Origin of the sequence: uncultured Wocania sp. (assembly GCF_964021735.1) — a bacterium.
In the GTDB taxonomy this organism is placed as follows: Bacteria; Bacteroidota; Bacteroidia; order Flavobacteriales; family Flavobacteriaceae; genus Wocania_A.
Genome location: NZ_CAXIBN010000073.1, coordinates 1 through 15644, shown reverse-complemented (window position 1 = coordinate 15644; position 15644 = coordinate 1). Strand labels below are relative to the sequence as shown.

The following is a 15644-nucleotide window of genomic DNA, read 5'->3' as shown; positions in this document are numbered from 1 at the left end:
GTTTAAACGATAAATACAAAAATTGCTGATTTTAAAAGAGAAATGTTATTAACGAACTATAAAGAAAAATTTAATAACTAAGAAATTTCTCGTCACTCGTTTCTCGCTCTATCGGAATAACGAACCAAATGATAAAAACAAAAAAAGCTTCCAAATAGGAAGCTTTTATATATAATTAAAAAATGTATTATTTATTTAACTGTTGCTGGCGCGTTTAATTTACTACTCATTTCCATAGAAATAGCAGAACGCTCAAACTTTATTTTACCAGACATAGTTTCAATAACACAGCTATTATCCTTATCATTAAGCTCTAAAACTTTACCGTGCATACCACTTTTAGTAACTACTTTATCACCGCGTTTTAATTCGGCTGCAAACTTTTTTTCTTTTTTAGCACGTTTCATTTGTGGTGCAATCATAAAAAAGTATATGACCACAAACATTAATACAAACGGCATAAATTGTCCTAAATCTCCCATTAATTAATTTGTTATTTATTGTGCTGGTTTTACAGCTGGTTTAGCGTTTGGATCTGGTTTTACAAAAGCTGAAATTTTTACAACTTCTGTTCCTTTTTCCGTATTTGCTGTTACTGTTACTGTTTTTGTTACTTTGTTTTGTCCGCTTCCATTAAACTTTACAGTAAACTGTCCAGATTCTCCAGAGGCTAATGGCTCTCTACTCCAATCTTTAGGAACCGTACAGCCGCAAGAACTTTTAATATCTGTAATAACTAATGGTGCATCTCCTGTGTTTTTATACTTAAACACCGTTTCTACTTGTGTTTTGGCTTCAATTTCACCAAAATCGTGTTCTTTTTTATCAAACTCTAATTTTGGAAATTTTGAAGATACTGCGTCTCTTTTTGCTGCAGCTGCCAAATTACTTTCTTCTATTTTTTTTGCTGCATTTTCTTCTTTACATGATGTAAATGTAATTAAGCATAATGTGCTTAATCCTAATATTACTTTTTTCATTTTAAATGTTTTTATCATTTGGGATGTAAAAATAGCAATTATTTAATCGATTAAAAACTTTTATTATACTCTTAACAGATTATTATATTAAGCCACGACCTATTTTATTGAATTTTCCATCGGTAGCATATTCTTTTACCAACTTATCTAAAATACCGTTTATAAAAATGCTGCTTTTTGGTGTTGAATATTCTTTAGCAATTTCTAAATATTCGTTAATAGTTACTTTTACAGGAATTGAAGAAAAATTTTGGAGCTCGCAAATAGCCATTTGAAGCAATACATAATCTACATTTGCAATACGATCGGCATCCCAATTCTGGGTTTTAAGTTCAATTTCTTTGTTTATCGCTGTTTTATTTAACAGTGTTTTTTTAAACAAATCAATTGCAAATTGTTTATCCTCAACATCTTTATACAAATTAGGTGTAAAATGATTTTCGTTTGATGTTGTTTTAACTTTTCGTAATAACTTTAAAATAGTAGTGTTTACTGTTGGAAGATCGTCTAACCATGTTAGATTTTTATCTTCCATATAATCATAAAGTTTCTCGTTTGGAGCAATAATCTCTTTAAAAATATCGACTACAAAATCTTTGTCTTCTTTAAAATCAGACACTTTAGTTTGCATATAATCTTTATACAAATCGCTAGAAATGATAGCTTTAAATATAATATCTACATACTCGCTATCTAAATTCCAATTGGTTATTTTATAACTTTCAAGTTGATTTTTTAATGGCAAATTGCTTTTAAGTATTTGCAACACTTGATTGTTAACAAATTTTCGATTAGGATCTTTGTCTTCTTTAGTCGCTAAATGTTTTTTTTGTTTTTTTTGTAAATCGTTTTCAGCTCTTTTTTGTACTTCAAGAAGCAACGACATTAATAAAAGGTACAGGTTGTACATATTATCTATACTAAACAGTAAAAATTTCTGGTCTTTACTAAAATCGTCACTTTCTCCTCCTTTAAAAGCATACATAGTTTGCATTACTTTTACACGAATATGTCTTCTGTTTAGCATCATTACAAAGAACTTTAAATTAAAAAAACGAAAATTATAGTGTTATTTCGTGCTGCAAAAATAATACTATTTTAAAAATAACACTTCTTATTTCAAACTAATTATCGCAATAATATTTAGACTATTTTTAACAGTTCTACTAATAAAGTAAAATCAATTAATGGTTTTAATCCATTATCTTTGTTTATCCAAATTACATTTGCCTTTACACCTATTAAAGCAACGATTAGATTTATAAATGAAGGAACTTCAGCATTTAAACAAATACTTTTTAAAATACAAAACACACCTTTTAATAGGCAGTGTTATTACTGTAGTAGCCAGAATATTTTTGCTTTTTACACCACGTTACGTCAAGAAAATTTTTGTTACAATAGAAAGGTATTCAGACAACATAATTACAAAAGACGTTTTTAAAACCGAATTAACAGAGGCTATTCTTTATATTATTGGAGCTGCCATAGTAGCCGGAATACTTACATTTTTTATGCGTCAAACCATAATAAATGTGTCGAGGTATATCGAATACGATTTAAAAAATGAAATTTACGCACAATACCAAAAGCTCTCTTTAAACTTCTATAAAAAAAATAGAACTGGTGATTTGATGAATCGAATAAGTGAAGATGTAGGTCGTGTACGTATGTATGCTGGTCCTGCATTAATGTATAGTATTAATACTATTACACTTTTTGTAATTGTTTTAATTTACATGTTTAATGCTGCCCCTAAATTAGCTTTATTTACTATTGCTCCATTACCAATACTTTCTGTTGCTATATATAAACTAAGCCGAGAAATACACAAACGCAGTACCATTGTTCAAGAATATTTATCGAAACTTTCAACCTATACCCAAGAATCTTTTAGTGGCATTTCAGTTATAAAAGCCTATGGAATAGAACCTTTAACTGCAACAAATTTTGAAATGCTTTCGGCAACTAGTAAAGAGAAACAAATTAGTTTAGCCAAAGTGCAAGCGTTGTTTTTCCCGATGATGATTTTACTTATTGGGGCTAGTAATTTATTGGTAATTTATATTGGCGGTATGCAATATATAAATGGTGAAATTGAAAGTTTAGGTACTATTGCAGAGTTTATTATTTACGTAAATATGCTTACATGGCCAGTAGCTACTGTGGGTTGGGTAACCTCTATTGTGCAACAAGCCGAAGCCTCTCAAAAACGTATTAATGAGTTTTTAAAAATTGAACCAGAAATAAAGAATACTGTTAATAATCATACTGAAATTACTGGGGATATTGCTTTTAACAACGTATTTTTCACTTATGATGACACCAATATTCAAGCTTTAAAAAATGTAAGTTTTAATATTAAAGCTGGTGAAACACTTGCTATTTTAGGTAAGACAGGTTCTGGAAAATCTACTATTTTAGATTTAGTAGGTAGACTTTATGATATTGATGCTGGCTCAATAACTATAAACGATACAGAAATAAGTCAGCTAAACCTTACCGATTTAAGAAACAGTATTGGTTATGTACCACAAGATGCCTTCTTATTTTCAGATTCTATTAAAAATAATATAAGATTTGGTAAAGAGGATGCCACAGATAATGATGTTATTGAAGCTGCAAAAAATGCGCAAGTACACAAAAATATTCTAAAATTTAATGAAGGATACAACACCGTTTTAGGTGAGCGAGGTATTACACTTTCTGGCGGACAAAAACAGCGTGTCTCCATTGCGCGAGCCATTATTAAGTCACCAAAAATTTTATTGTTTGATGATTGTTTATCTGCTGTTGACACTGAGACTGAAGAGAAAATACTCAAAAATTTAAACAAATTATCAAAAGGAAAAACGACTATTATTGTAAGTCACAGAGTATCATCTGCTAAAAATGCTGATAAAATTATTGTGCTAGAAGATGGCGAAATTGTACAAAAAGGTAATCATGACTCACTAATTAATGTAGAAGGTTATTATAAAGATTTGTACTTAAAACAATTAAGCGAAACAGACTCTAAATAAACTGTCTCGGCAGAAACGCACGAAGTATTTGTAAGAAACTAATTTTGATTTCGAGACAAGCCTCTGTGTATTTAAACCTCGATTATCGAGCAAACTATCTGAATTTTAAATAGATACATTGTTTTATTATTCAATTAAACACAACAAATATTTACATTTAAAAAAGAAAACTCATTATTTGTTGGTTAATATGCGATTTTTTTAGATTTTTGATACAAATAATAGATAATTTAACAAATTTCTAATAACTATGAATAATAATGATATGATGGAGAAAGAGGAGATTTTTTCTAAAGTACTAAGAGCTGGAAGACGCACCTATTTTTTTGATGTAAGAGCAACAAAAGCAGAAGATTATTATCTTACCATTACTGAGAGCAAAAAATTTACTAATGATGATGGATCTTATCATTATAAAAAACATAAAATATATATTTACAAAGAAGACTTTGCTGAGTTTAAGGACATTTTAGCTGAAATGACTGACTATATTATCAAAGAAAAAGGTGATGAAGTAATTAGCGAGCGTCATCAAAAAGACTTTAAAAAAGAGTATGATAATACTCCTCGAGTTACAGAAGATGAATTAAAAACTCCTGAAAGCTTTACAGACATAGACTTCGACGATATATAAAAATATCTATAAAATTAACAAAAACCGTTACATCTATATGTAGCGGTTTTTTTATATTTATAACCTAACTAACTCATAATGAATAGACTTCTAATAATTTTCTTTTTTTCATCTTTAATAACTGCTTCGCAAAACCATACAGACTTATCCTATTATCTTCCGCAAGACATCAATTACAACCAAAATATCCCAACACCAGAAAGCGTTATTGGTCATCAAGTTGGAGAATGGCACGTAACACACGATAAGCTTGTGCAATATATGTATGCGCTTGCTAACGCATCGGATAGAATTACAATAGAAGATAGAGGTAAAACTTTTGAGGACAGACCACTATTATTATTGACGATTACTGCGCCAAAGAATCATCAGAATATTGATGCTATTCGTAAAAAACATATCGAAGCAACAAATAATAACGCTACAGACACTAAAGATATGCCTATTGTGGTTTATCAAGGATTTTCAATTCATGGCAACGAATCTAGTGGCTCTAATGCAAGTTTATTAGCGGCTTATTATTTAGCTGCAGCAGAAGACAATTACATAAACGAATTGTTAGATAATATGGTTATATTATTAGACCCTTCTCTAAATCCAGATGGATTACAGCGTTTTGCTTATTGGGCAAATACTAATAAAAACATAAACTTAAATCCAGACCCAAATGACAGAGAATATAGTGAGGTTTGGCCTGGTGCAAGAACAAATCATTATTGGTTTGACATGAATCGTGATTGGTTACCTGTACAATTACCAGAATCTAGAGCTAGAATTGAAACGTTTCATAAATGGTTACCAAATATTTTAACCGATCATCATGAAATGGGTACTAATACTACATTTTTCTTTCAACCTGGTATTCCATCAAGAACGCACCCTTTAACACCTAAATTAAATCAAGAATTAACAAAAAATATTGGCAATTTTCATGCAGAAGCTTTAAACAAAATTGGTTCGTTATATTATACCGAAGAGAGCTACGATGATTTCTACTATGGCAAAGGCTCTACTTTTCCAGATATAAATGGAGGTATTGGTATTTTGTTCGAACAAGCGAGTTCAAGAGGGCACGTACAAGAAAGCGACAATGGTATTCTAACCTTTCCATTTACCATCAAAAACCAACTTACCACTGCATTATCTACTTTAAATGCAGCTAAAAATATGCGTGAAGACATTTTAAAATATCAGCACGATTTCTACAAAAATGCCAGACAAGAAGGGATAAAAGAAGCTACTAAAGCTATTGTTTTTGGAGATGAAAAGGACGCTGCAAAAACCTTTCATTTAGCAGAAATACTAAATCGTCATAAAATAAAATTTCATAACATAAAGCAAGATTTTACAGCAAATGGAAAACGTTTTAAAAAAGGATATAGTTATATCATCCCTAAAAATCAGAAAAACACACGTTTAATAAATGCCATATTTGAAAAACGCACCACGTTTCAAGATAGTTTGTTTTATGATATTTCTGCATGGTCTTTTCCATTAGCTTTTAATGTAGATTATGCCGAAAATGTTTCAACAAATAATTTAGGAGAACAAGTCACTAATTTACAGCAAAAAATAGGTGGTGTTTCAAAGCAAAGTGATTATGCTTATTTAATGGAATGGCATGAATATTACACGCCAAAACTGTTGAATCAGTTATTAAATAAAAACATTCGTACTAAAGTGGCATTGAAGCAATTTAGCATGAATAATAAAGATTATGACTACGGTACGATTTTAATTCCTGTACAAAATCAAAAACTAAATGGTACTGGTTTATATGCCCTTTTAAATAAATTAGCTGAAGAAAGTCATATACAAATTGATGCTGTAAAAACAGGGTTAACAAAGGGTATCGATTTAGGTAGCAGATACTTTAAGACGTTAGAAAAACCAGAAATTGCATTATTAGTTGGAGATGGTATTACATCTTATGATGCTGGAGAAATTTGGCACTTATTTGATACGCGCTATAATATCACAGCAACAAAACTAGATACAAAAACCATTAGTCGTGCAAATTTAAATAGATACAATACTATTGTTATTCCGAATATGGGGTCATTAAGTGAATCTAATACCAAAAAACTAAAAGCATGGGTGAAAGATGGAGGGACAATTATTGCATATAGAAACACTGTAAAATGGCTTAAAGAAAAAGAATTCATTAAGTTAGATTTTGAAAAAACGAATGTGTCTGCAAAAAACATAAGCTTCGAAGAAAAAAGTGATTTTAATGGCGCACAGGTTATTGGTGGCGCTATTTTTGAAGCAAAATTAGATCGATCGCACCCTATAAATTTTGGGTATAAAAATGATAAAATTCCATTATTTAGAAACACAACTGTTTTTATAAAAGCCGATTCTTTAAGCTACAATAACCCAATTCAATACACAAAGAACCCGCTCTTAAGTGGCTATATTTCTAAACCTAACTTAGAGATATTATCAAAAACTGTTCCTGTTCAAATAAAAAAATTGAGTAAAGGCAAAGTAGTCGTGTTTACTGACAATACTAATTTTAGAGCGTTTTGGTATGGCACAAATAAGTTGTTAATGAATGCTATTTTCTTTAGAAAAGAATTATAATTTAACAGCCAAAAGCGAAATTATTAAAACTGAAATAACATAAATTAATGCTAGTTTAAAACTGAATAAAAAAAGCAGAGAAATTCCCATAATTAAAATATAAAAAGGGACTAAAGTTATGGCTATAGCAAATCTGAAAGTAGATACAAACTCAACTTCATCTATTTTGGGTTGTACAATAAACTTCCAAAGTAAATAAGGCAGAAGAATATTTAAAATTAAAAAGCCTTTAAAAAATAATCGAATTCCTTTTATTTTAGGTTTTCTATTTGTTTTGCAATTTTTAAAATGATTTATAATACAATCATTTACAGTTTTGGGATTCAAATAATCGACTTGCAAATTGTTTAAAGTCTTTATAGTTTCATAATAATTATCTGACGGAATATGCGTAGTTAATTTTGAGATTTCAGATTGAACTCTAACTTTTAATTTTGCAACATCTTCATTTCTATTTTCTGAGATAAAATCTTTAGCACTTATAGATTTACCAAAATACATTGATACACTATCTGGAAACTTTTCAGCATTTTCAAAATTTAAACCCACAGGAATTAATTGTAAATCTGTTTCAGGGTATTTCTCTAAAGTATCGAAAACAATTCTTGTAAAACCTTTACTTAAAGGTCTCACAGTACGTTTTAAATTATGGCTTCCTTCAGGAAAAATAACAATCGCTTTATTTTTATTTAAAAGACTTGTACAGGTTTCAAAAATGGCATTATTATTTGATATGTTGCTCCAACCATCGCGAACTCTATACACAGGAAGCATTTGTAAACTATTCAAAATTTTACTTACTAAAGCCTTTTTAAAAACTGCAGCTCGAGTTAAAAAATAAGAAAACCTACCACATTTAGTCGCAATTAATAAAGCATCTAATAAAGCATTTTGATGATTACTGAGCAATAAAATAGGTTTGCTTTTAGACACGTTTTTAATACCATAAGTTTTTGTTTTTTTGAAATAAAAAAACATGCCAATATTTATATACAATCGTACGCTATATAACCAGATAAATTTCAATATGATAAACTTGCTTTTTTATTAGACCAGTACCATGCTAATAATAACCCAGATATGATATGCCAAATACCCCAAAATGCTGCTAAAATTGCCATACCGCCAATGCCATCAAAAAAAGTAAAAATAAGTAATAATCCTAAGCCTGAATTTTGAATACCAGTTTCTATGGCTAATGTTTTTTGGTTTTTAAATGATAATTTAAACGCCCTAGCAACTAAAAACCCAATAATAATTGCTAATATATTATGGCTTATTCCTATTAATAATACATGATGAATATAGTTATTAAACACTTCTAAGTTTTTAGAAAATGCAATAATTACAATGGCGATAAAAACAACAATTGATAATGGTTTTAAAATTTTAGAGAGTTTATTGGCAAGTATTTCATTTTTAAACCTTAGCAACATGCCTAAAATTAATGGAATACCAAGAATTAATAAGACTAATTTTACTAACTCAAAAAGCTCTAATTGTATGGTTTTTAAAATTTCAGCAGTTGGTTCGTATAAGTTTCCGTAGAACTGAAAATTAAAAGGCGTCATAACCATTGCTAAAAAGGTGGTAAATGCCGTTAAACTTACCGATAATGCTGTATTTCCTTTTGCTAAACTCGTCATAAAATTTGAAACATTTCCGCCAGGGCAAGCAGCAACCATAATCATTCCTAAAGCAATACTCGGTTGTGGTTTTATAAGAAGTATGAACAAAAATGTAATAAAAGGCAATAAAACAAACTGAGATAAAACACCAATTAAAACTAATTTTGGTTGCTTGATTAAGTTTTTAAAATCGTTTATTGAAATTCCTAACGCAACACCAAACATAACTAATGCGAGAGCTACATTTAAAACCCAAAGGGCATTCGTGTCAAAATTTATTTGAATATTGTCAAGTTGTTGCATAGGCTATAAAACTGGCGTACCGTTTTTAACGCTGGCTTCTGGATTTAAAAGCATAACATCTTTACCATTTACAGCACCTAAAACCAAACACTCACTCATAAATTTAGCAATTTGCTTTTTAGGGAAATTAACAACCGCTATAATTTGTCTGTTTAATAAATCTTCTTTAGAATACAAGGTTGTTATTTGTGCTGAAGATTTTTTAACACCTAAATCTCCAAAATCTATAGTGAGTTGGTAAGCAGGATATCGCGCTTCAGGAAAATCGTTTATCTCTATAATAGTACCAACCCGTAAATCTACTTTCGTAAAGTCTTCAAAAGTTATAGTCTCGTTCATTTTTTAAAAATACAAATTATACCGAACTTTGAATAAAAACTTTTAAAATGGCACGAACACCTTCAAATATGCTTCCGTTAGGAACAATAGCTCCAGATTTTAATTTATTGGACACGGTTTCAGGTAAAATATTATCACTCCAAAATTTAAAAGGAAAAAACGCCACGGTAATTATGTTTATCTGCAACCATTGTCCGTTTGTAATTCATGTAAATTCTGAGGTGGTTTCCATAGCAAACGCTTACGCAGAAAAAGGCATTTCGTTTATTGCAATATCTAGCAACGATGCGGTTAATTATCCGCAAGATTCTCCAGAAAACATGACTATTCATGCCAAAACTGAAAATTACCCATTTCCTTATTTATATGATGAGACTCAAGAGATAGCTAAAGCTTATGATGCTGCTTGCACACCAGATATTTATGTGTTTGACGCTAATTTAAAATTGAATTATAGAGGGCAATTGGACGACTCGCGACCTGGAAATGGAATACTTGTTTCTGGCAACGATTTAAGGTATGCGTTAGATTGTTTACTTGAAAAAAAAGAAAACACACAAACACAAAAACCTAGTATTGGCTGTAATATTAAGTGGAAAAATTAAGTGAGTTTTAATTGCCAAATACCAATATGTTGCCATTTACCAAATTTTAAACCAACTTCTTTTAAATTAGCTACTTGCTCAAAACCAAATCTTTCATGAAGTTTTACGCTAGCTTCATTTGGTATAGTAAGAACCCCTAAAACGGTATGTAAATTTCTTTCTTTTAGTAACCTTAATAATTCGGCATATAGTTTAGTTCCAATTTGTTTCCCGTGAGCATCATGCTTTACATACACTGTAGATTCTACTACATAATTATAGGCTGGTTTGGGTCTGAATCTGCTTCCGTAAGCATATCCTAAAATCTTATCATTTTCTTCATAGACAATAAACGGATATTCATCATTTATATAAATCAATTTATCCTTAAAAACTTGATGCGATAATGGTTCAATATCAAATGTCGCAGTTGTATTTAAAACATAGTAATTATAAATATCTAAAAGTGCTTGGGTATCTTTTATGTGAAATGGTCTAATCATAAAAATTAAACCCAATTATTTCGTTTTAACAAATTCTCAATGTGCGCGTAATGATGGTTACTATGCCAAGCATAAACACCAACGTTTTTTTTCAACGAAACTTCAGTATTCGTTTCAGGGTGGATAAAACACTTTTTTAAATCATCATCATGCAATGATTTTAACAAAAAAACGAGTTTAAAATGAATGGCTTTTAAATGATTTATTGACATTTCAATTGGTGCAAATTTAGAATCTTCAAGTTCTGCCCAACGCGCTTCGTAATATGCTTTTATAATTGGTTTGCCTTCGGTTAAAGTCCATTTGAAACGTGTATAGCTATGATGATGACTATCGGACACATGGTGGATTACTTGCCTAACAGTCCATCCTTCTGGTCTGTATTGAGTATCTAATTGTTTATCTGATAAATTAGTAACAAGGTTTTCTAAACGATTTGGGAAGTGTTCTAAAATTGAAATCCAACTTTCAATATGTGCTTTTGAAATAGTATTTGGACAATCGAAATGACCAATTGGGTACTTTAGCTTATCTAAATCTTGCTCTGTCATAAGAACAAATATAAATAATAATTAAGCAATTTCAATTACGCCTTTTTTTACAAAATTTACAGCTTCAAATAAATTATTAAAGTGCTTAATTCTTTTAGTGAAGAATAGCTTTTCTATCATTGAGTTTAAAATTCCAATCTTATTTTCAGACACTATACAATAAGCTTTTAAAGAGTATTGCAGATTAAAAAATTTAAGCCAATCTATAGCTACAACAGAATAAGAATTTATACGATTAGAAATATAAATAATATCTTCTCCATTAGTACCTAAGAAGTCTGATACATCGTCAACTATTATTTTAGCTTGATTATTCCAATTGATAATTTGTCCTTGGTTAATTTCAGAAACTACAAATCCATTAAATATAAATATATTTCCAAATGGGTATATAAATTCTTTTATAACTTCTGAATATAAATTGGTTTCTTTTAAACTAATCATTATGTAAACATATATTTACATCAATTTAATAAGAAATATAATCGATGAACAAAAAAATAATTAGCTGAAATAACCAAAAACAAAAAAGCACCCGAGTGAGTGCTTTTTTAAATTTATTATTTTTTTAGATGAGTAAATTTTAAACCTTAAAATATTACCCTCTCTACCTACTTTACATCCATTAATTCCACATCGAAAATTAATGTAGCATCTGGTGGAATTACTCCGCCTGCTCCTCTACTACCGTATCCTAAATCGCTTGGAATTACTAAGCGTGCTTTATCTCCAACGTTTAACAAACAGATACCTTCGTCCCAACCAGCAATAACTTGACCAACTCCAACAGGAAATTCTAGTGGTTGATTACGTTTGTATGAAGAATCAAACACTGTTCCATCAGCTAACTGACCTTTATAGTGCACAGATACTGTTTTGCCTTTTTCTGCTTTTGCGCCTTTACCTTCTTGAATGATTTGGTAACGTAAACCACTATCAGTTTTATTAAAACCAGCAGCTATTTTATCTAATTCGGCATTAGCTAAAGCTTTAGCTTCTGCTATTTTTTTTTCTCTTGAACCTTCAAATGTTCTAAAGGCTTCAATAGCATTATAAGCTTCGGCATCAGCACCAACTCTAACAATCTCTAAACTTTCAATAACATCACCTTGTACAATGGCATCAACAACTTCTTGACCGTGTTCTACTTTACCAAAAACAGTATGATTATTATCTAACCAAGGTGTTTCTATGTGTGTTATAAAAAACTGACTGCCATTAGTTCCTGGGCCAGCATTTGCCATAGATAATACACCTGGCGCATCGTGTTTTAAATCTGGATGAAACTCATCATCAAATTTATAACCAGGGTTACCAGAACCTGAACCTTGTGGGCAACCACCTTGAATCATAAAATCTGGAATTACTCTATGGAATTTTAAACCATCATAATATGGTGTACCTTGTGGTTTTACCGAATTCTCTATATTTCCTTCAGCTAAAGCAACAAAGTTACCTACTGTTCCTGGAGTTTTTTTATATTCTAAAGCAACAAGAATTTCTCCTTTTGTTGTGTTAAATTTTGCGTATAATCCGTCTTGCATTTTGTTTTTTTATTTGAAGTTGCAAATATATGAAACAAACACAACTTAATACTTAAGTATAATGATGAAATGTATTTTGCATAAAATGATTTACGATTTTAGCTTTGTGCTTTATATTTATAATCCTAGTTTTACCAAAATCATTTTCTATGAAGTTTTCTGTTAATAAAATTTTAGCCGCTTTTGGAAACATTCGTGCTATGGAACGCACACACGTCGATAACCATACCGAAGATATTATTAACTCTATTAATGATGACGTATTTGCTATATCAGAAAAAAACGTATTATATGCTAGTACTAAAGAGCTTGGTGGTTACCACTACATAATTACAATAATAGTGGGTACTTTTAAAATTAAAACCATAAAAGGAGCTAGTCTTAATATTAAAGGCGAAAATTTTGATTTGGATTTAAAATCGGATATGGATGAATTCGAATCAGACCATTCTAATGTATCAAACAGGTTTATAACTAGAATAGATTTTCAAATAGAAAAAGAAGCTGTTGAAAAATTTGATAAAACTATTATTAAGTCTTTAAAGTTATCTGCAAAAAAGCAGGAGATTATATTTAACACACAATAAGTTAGTTAATACCCTTTCTATAAATTTTATTTGATATAAACAAGATTCGTTTTCGCGAATGATGGGTATGAAACACAGCTTTTTATATACTTAAACTACTAAAAAATCATAACAGACAAAAAGTCCTTTTAGATAATGTAATGAAAAAATTATCTTTACAGGATAACAACAAAAAACTTACTATATTCTAATTTATTACTTATAATTAAAGAAGAATGGGACATCCTTAAGACCAATAAAATAGTATTTTATGAACTCAAAAAAGGTCATATCTATGGTATATAAACTCAATTTTAAACCTATTTGAAGCTTTTCTAAAAGGGAAAACAGATTTTCAGTTTCAAATACAATTTTAAAACTAAAGAATATTTTTTTGTCTAAAATTTAAAAATCGCAGAAAGTCATTAGACAGACTGCCGTTAAACGAAACTCTAAAAAATTATTTCTATGCCAACAAATCCTCTAAAGCAGATTGTAAATGATGCGCTTCAAACTGAAAGCCTTTATCTTCAATTTTTTTAGAACTCACTCGTTGGCTATCAAATAACAAAGTGTGCATATCACCTAAAACCAATTTCATAAAAAACTTGGGGATATTTGGTAAAAACAAAGGTTTACCCAATACTTTAGCAATGGTTTTTGTTAGCTCTAAATTGGTAACTGGGTTTGGTGCAACACCATTATAAACACCACTTAGTTTGTTTTCTAAAACGTATAAAAACACTCGTGCTAAATCGCTAATATGTATCCACGACTGCCATTGATTACCATTACCAAAAGCAGCACCCAAACCAAACTTTATAGGTTTTACCATTTCTTGTAAAGCACCGCCTTTATTTGATAACACCAAACCAATTCTAACTTTAGAAACGATAATATTTAATTTTGAAAAGCCATCAACGGCATACTCCCATTTTTGCACAACGTTACTTAAAAACGAATCATCAAAATCATTAAAAGTTTCGTCGTAATAATGAATTAAAGAATCTGGATAAACACCAATAGCACTTGCTGAAACCACTTGTTTTATATTATGTGTTTCGCCTTTTAAGGCATTAATTAATAATTTTGTGCCATCAATTCTACTAGAAATAATTTTTTCTCTATAATCTGGTTTCCAGCGTTTTGAAACTGTTGCCCCCGCTAAATGTATAATAGCATCAACTTCACTAAAACAACTTACATCAATATCTTGTGTTTTAGGACTCCAATAAAAACCTTGGTAATCTTTTTCTTGTTTAATTTTAGATTTACTTGTAGTTAAGTAATTTACAGCAATACCCTTTTCATGGCAAAGTTTAACAATCTCCTGCCCTATCAATCCCGTTGCTCCAGTTATTAAAATGCGCATAATTCCTTTTTACATAAAGTTACAAAATGTAAGTTCTAATAACTAAACATTTATATTTGGTTTAACAGATTTAACGGGGTTTTAACTTTTAATCCATTGTCACGTTGAGCCCTTAGACTGTACATAAAGCATAAGTGATATTTACAATTTAGTAATCCCTTTGCTCTACTAAATTGGAATCCTGCTTACATATTTCTTCGATATTGTCCACCTACCTCAAATAAGGCTGAAGTAATTTCACCTAAAGAACACACTTTACAGACATCCATTAAAGCTTCAAAGATGTTTTCATTATTAACAGCTTTTATCTGAAGATCTTTTAACAAGGCCTTTGTATCATTTGACTTATGTAGATTTTCTAATGTTTTTATTTGAAATTGTTTTTCGTCTTCAGTTGCGCGAATAACCTCCTTAGGAATAACCGTTGGAGATCCTTTAGAGCTTAAAAACGTATTTACACCAATAATTGGAAAATCTCCGTTATGTTTCAACGTTTCATAATACAAACTTTCCTCTTGTATTTTACTACGTTGATACATGGTTTCCATGGCTCCTAAAACACCACCGCGTTCGGTAATTCTATCAAATTCTAATAATACAGCTTCTTCTACTAAATCGGTTAATTCTTCAATAATGAATGAGCCTTGAATTGGATTTTCGTTTTTAGCCAACCCTAATTCTTTATTAATGATTAATTGAATTGCCATGGCACGACGAACACTTTCTTCAGTCGGTGTAGTAATGGCTTCATCATAAGCATTGGTATGCAACGAATTACAATTATCGTAAATAGCATATAAAGCTTGTAATGTGGTACGAATATCATTAAAGTCAATTTCCTGAGCATGTAAGCTACGTCCGGATGTTTGAATATGATATTTTAGCATTTGCGCTCTGGCATTTGCTCCATATTTATGTTTCATGGCTTTAGCCCAAATTTTTCGCGCTACACGACCAATAACAGCATATTCTGGATCGATTCCGTTAGAGAAAAAGAACGATAAGTTTGGACCAAATTTATTGATGTCCAT

At 30.2% G+C, this 15644-nt stretch carries 17 protein-coding genes; 5 read left to right on the top strand and 12 right to left on the bottom strand.

Annotation, left to right across the window (positions count from 1 at the left end; translation table 11 throughout):
* Nucleotides 1-191: 191 nt before the first annotated feature.
* The 3 genes from yajC to nusB form a co-directional block, all read right to left on the bottom strand.
* Entirely contained in the window at nucleotides 192-482 is a 291-nt protein-coding gene (gene yajC, locus AADI82_RS08230) for a preprotein translocase subunit YajC (protein WP_034041037.1), read from the bottom strand.
* Between the two features lie 15 nt (nucleotides 483-497).
* Nucleotides 498-980: a DUF1573 domain-containing protein gene (locus AADI82_RS08225; RefSeq protein ID WP_341215964.1), complete on the bottom strand. Its 483-nt coding sequence runs from the start codon at nucleotides 978-980 to the stop codon at nucleotides 498-500.
* A gap of 82 nt (nucleotides 981-1062) precedes the next feature.
* Nucleotides 1063-2010: a transcription antitermination factor NusB gene (nusB, locus tag AADI82_RS08220; RefSeq protein WP_341215963.1), complete on the bottom strand. Its 948-nt coding sequence runs from the start codon at nucleotides 2008-2010 to the stop codon at nucleotides 1063-1065.
* Nucleotides 2011-2245: 235 nt separating this feature from the next.
* Between nusB and AADI82_RS08215 the strand changes: the two genes are divergently transcribed.
* From AADI82_RS08215 to AADI82_RS08205, 3 genes are all read left to right on the top strand, one after another.
* Nucleotides 2246-4003 carry an ABC transporter ATP-binding protein gene (locus AADI82_RS08215; protein WP_341215962.1) on the top strand — a complete coding sequence of 586 codons (1758 nt, stop codon included), beginning with the start codon at nucleotides 2246-2248 and terminating at the stop codon, nucleotides 4001-4003.
* 250 nt (nucleotides 4004-4253) lie between these two features.
* The gene (locus AADI82_RS08210) at nucleotides 4254-4637 is read left to right on the top strand and encodes a PUR family DNA/RNA-binding protein (protein WP_034041040.1); all 384 of its coding nucleotides are present in this window, start codon (nucleotides 4254-4256) and stop codon (nucleotides 4635-4637) included.
* A gap of 78 nt (nucleotides 4638-4715) precedes the next feature.
* Nucleotides 4716-7223, top strand: a complete 2508-nt coding sequence (locus AADI82_RS08205; RefSeq protein WP_341215961.1) for a M14 family metallopeptidase — start codon at nucleotides 4716-4718, stop codon at nucleotides 7221-7223.
* Here AADI82_RS08205 and AADI82_RS08200 read toward each other — a convergent pair.
* The 3 genes from AADI82_RS08200 to AADI82_RS08190 are packed head-to-tail and all read right to left on the bottom strand — an operon-like array spanning nucleotide 7218 to nucleotide 9493.
* Nucleotides 7218-8201, bottom strand: a complete 984-nt coding sequence (locus AADI82_RS08200; protein ID WP_341215960.1) for a lysophospholipid acyltransferase family protein — start codon at nucleotides 8199-8201, stop codon at nucleotides 7218-7220. The genes AADI82_RS08205 and AADI82_RS08200 overlap by 6 nt on opposite strands.
* Nucleotides 8202-8245: 44 nt before the next feature.
* Nucleotides 8246-9154 carry a bile acid:sodium symporter family protein gene (locus AADI82_RS08195; RefSeq protein WP_341215959.1) on the bottom strand — a complete coding sequence of 303 codons (909 nt, stop codon included), beginning with the start codon at nucleotides 9152-9154 and terminating at the stop codon, nucleotides 8246-8248.
* A gap of 3 nt (nucleotides 9155-9157) precedes the next feature.
* Nucleotides 9158-9493 carry a tRNA-binding protein gene (locus tag AADI82_RS08190; RefSeq protein WP_341215958.1) on the bottom strand — a complete coding sequence of 112 codons (336 nt, stop codon included), beginning with the start codon at nucleotides 9491-9493 and terminating at the stop codon, nucleotides 9158-9160.
* A 47-nt stretch (nucleotides 9494-9540) separates the two neighbouring features.
* On the opposite strand from AADI82_RS08190, the gene AADI82_RS08185 reads away from it, so the two are divergent.
* Entirely contained in the window at nucleotides 9541-10098 is a 558-nt protein-coding gene (locus AADI82_RS08185; RefSeq protein WP_341215957.1) for a thioredoxin family protein, read from the top strand.
* On the opposite strand, the gene AADI82_RS08180 is transcribed toward AADI82_RS08185, so the two are convergent.
* The 4 genes from AADI82_RS08180 to AADI82_RS08165 form a co-directional block, all read right to left on the bottom strand.
* Entirely contained in the window at nucleotides 10095-10595 is a 501-nt protein-coding gene (locus AADI82_RS08180) for an N-acetyltransferase family protein (protein ID WP_341215956.1), read from the bottom strand. The genes AADI82_RS08185 and AADI82_RS08180 overlap by 4 nt on opposite strands.
* Nucleotides 10586-11131, bottom strand: coding sequence for a YfiT family bacillithiol transferase (locus tag AADI82_RS08175; RefSeq protein WP_341215955.1), 546 nt, complete (start codon nucleotides 11129-11131; stop codon nucleotides 10586-10588). Before AADI82_RS08175 ends, AADI82_RS08180 begins: the two co-directional genes overlap by 10 nt.
* 21 nt (nucleotides 11132-11152) lie before the next feature.
* Nucleotides 11153-11575 (bottom strand): hypothetical protein, encoded by a 423-nt coding sequence (locus AADI82_RS08170; protein ID WP_341215954.1) that lies wholly within the window; start codon nucleotides 11573-11575, stop codon nucleotides 11153-11155.
* Between the two features lie 167 nt (nucleotides 11576-11742).
* Nucleotides 11743-12675 carry a peptidylprolyl isomerase gene (locus AADI82_RS08165; RefSeq protein WP_341215953.1) on the bottom strand — a complete coding sequence of 311 codons (933 nt, stop codon included), beginning with the start codon at nucleotides 12673-12675 and terminating at the stop codon, nucleotides 11743-11745.
* Nucleotides 12676-12824: 149 nt separating this feature from the next.
* Here AADI82_RS08165 and AADI82_RS08160 point away from each other — a divergent pair, with 149 nt between their 5' ends.
* Nucleotides 12825-13262: a hypothetical protein gene (locus AADI82_RS08160; protein WP_341215952.1), complete on the top strand. Its 438-nt coding sequence runs from the start codon at nucleotides 12825-12827 to the stop codon at nucleotides 13260-13262.
* 445 nt (nucleotides 13263-13707) lie between these two features.
* On the opposite strand, the gene AADI82_RS08155 is transcribed toward AADI82_RS08160, so the two are convergent.
* Together AADI82_RS08155 and AADI82_RS08150 are read right to left on the bottom strand one after the other, a co-directional pair.
* On the bottom strand, nucleotides 13708-14613 hold the full coding sequence (locus tag AADI82_RS08155) for a TIGR01777 family oxidoreductase (RefSeq protein ID WP_341215951.1): 906 nt from the start codon (nucleotides 14611-14613) through the stop codon (nucleotides 13708-13710).
* A 185-nt stretch (nucleotides 14614-14798) separates the two neighbouring features.
* Nucleotides 14799-15644: methylmalonyl-CoA mutase family protein (locus AADI82_RS08150; protein WP_341215950.1), on the bottom strand; the 846-nt coding region annotated here is incomplete at its 5' end.

Excerpts from the sequence above, each read along its gene's own strand:
- yajC (WP_034041037.1), bottom strand. The coding sequence starts at position 482 with ATGGGAGATTTAGGACAATTTATGCCGTTTGTATTAATGTTTGTGGTC.
- AADI82_RS08225 (WP_341215964.1), bottom strand. The coding sequence starts at position 980 with ATGAAAAAAGTAATATTAGGATTAAGCACATTATGCTTAATTACATTT.
- nusB (WP_341215963.1), bottom strand. The coding sequence starts at position 2,010 with ATGATGCTAAACAGAAGACATATTCGTGTAAAAGTAATGCAAACTATG.
- AADI82_RS08215 (WP_341215962.1), top strand. The coding sequence starts at position 2,246 with ATGAAGGAACTTCAGCATTTAAACAAATACTTTTTAAAATACAAAACA.
- AADI82_RS08210 (WP_034041040.1), top strand. The coding sequence starts at position 4,254 with ATGAATAATAATGATATGATGGAGAAAGAGGAGATTTTTTCTAAAGTA.
- AADI82_RS08205 (WP_341215961.1), top strand. The coding sequence starts at position 4,716 with ATGAATAGACTTCTAATAATTTTCTTTTTTTCATCTTTAATAACTGCT.
- AADI82_RS08200 (WP_341215960.1), bottom strand. The coding sequence starts at position 8,201 with ATGTTTTTTTATTTCAAAAAAACAAAAACTTATGGTATTAAAAACGTG.
- AADI82_RS08195 (WP_341215959.1), bottom strand. The coding sequence starts at position 9,154 with ATGCAACAACTTGACAATATTCAAATAAATTTTGACACGAATGCCCTT.
- AADI82_RS08190 (WP_341215958.1), bottom strand. The coding sequence starts at position 9,493 with ATGAACGAGACTATAACTTTTGAAGACTTTACGAAAGTAGATTTACGG.
- AADI82_RS08185 (WP_341215957.1), top strand. The coding sequence starts at position 9,541 with ATGGCACGAACACCTTCAAATATGCTTCCGTTAGGAACAATAGCTCCA.
- AADI82_RS08175 (WP_341215955.1), bottom strand. The coding sequence starts at position 11,131 with ATGACAGAGCAAGATTTAGATAAGCTAAAGTACCCAATTGGTCATTTC.
- AADI82_RS08170 (WP_341215954.1), bottom strand. The coding sequence starts at position 11,575 with ATGATTAGTTTAAAAGAAACCAATTTATATTCAGAAGTTATAAAAGAA.
- AADI82_RS08165 (WP_341215953.1), bottom strand. The coding sequence starts at position 12,675 with ATGCAAGACGGATTATACGCAAAATTTAACACAACAAAAGGAGAAATT.
- AADI82_RS08160 (WP_341215952.1), top strand. The coding sequence starts at position 12,825 with ATGAAGTTTTCTGTTAATAAAATTTTAGCCGCTTTTGGAAACATTCGT.
- AADI82_RS08155 (WP_341215951.1), bottom strand. The coding sequence starts at position 14,613 with ATGCGCATTTTAATAACTGGAGCAACGGGATTGATAGGGCAGGAGATT.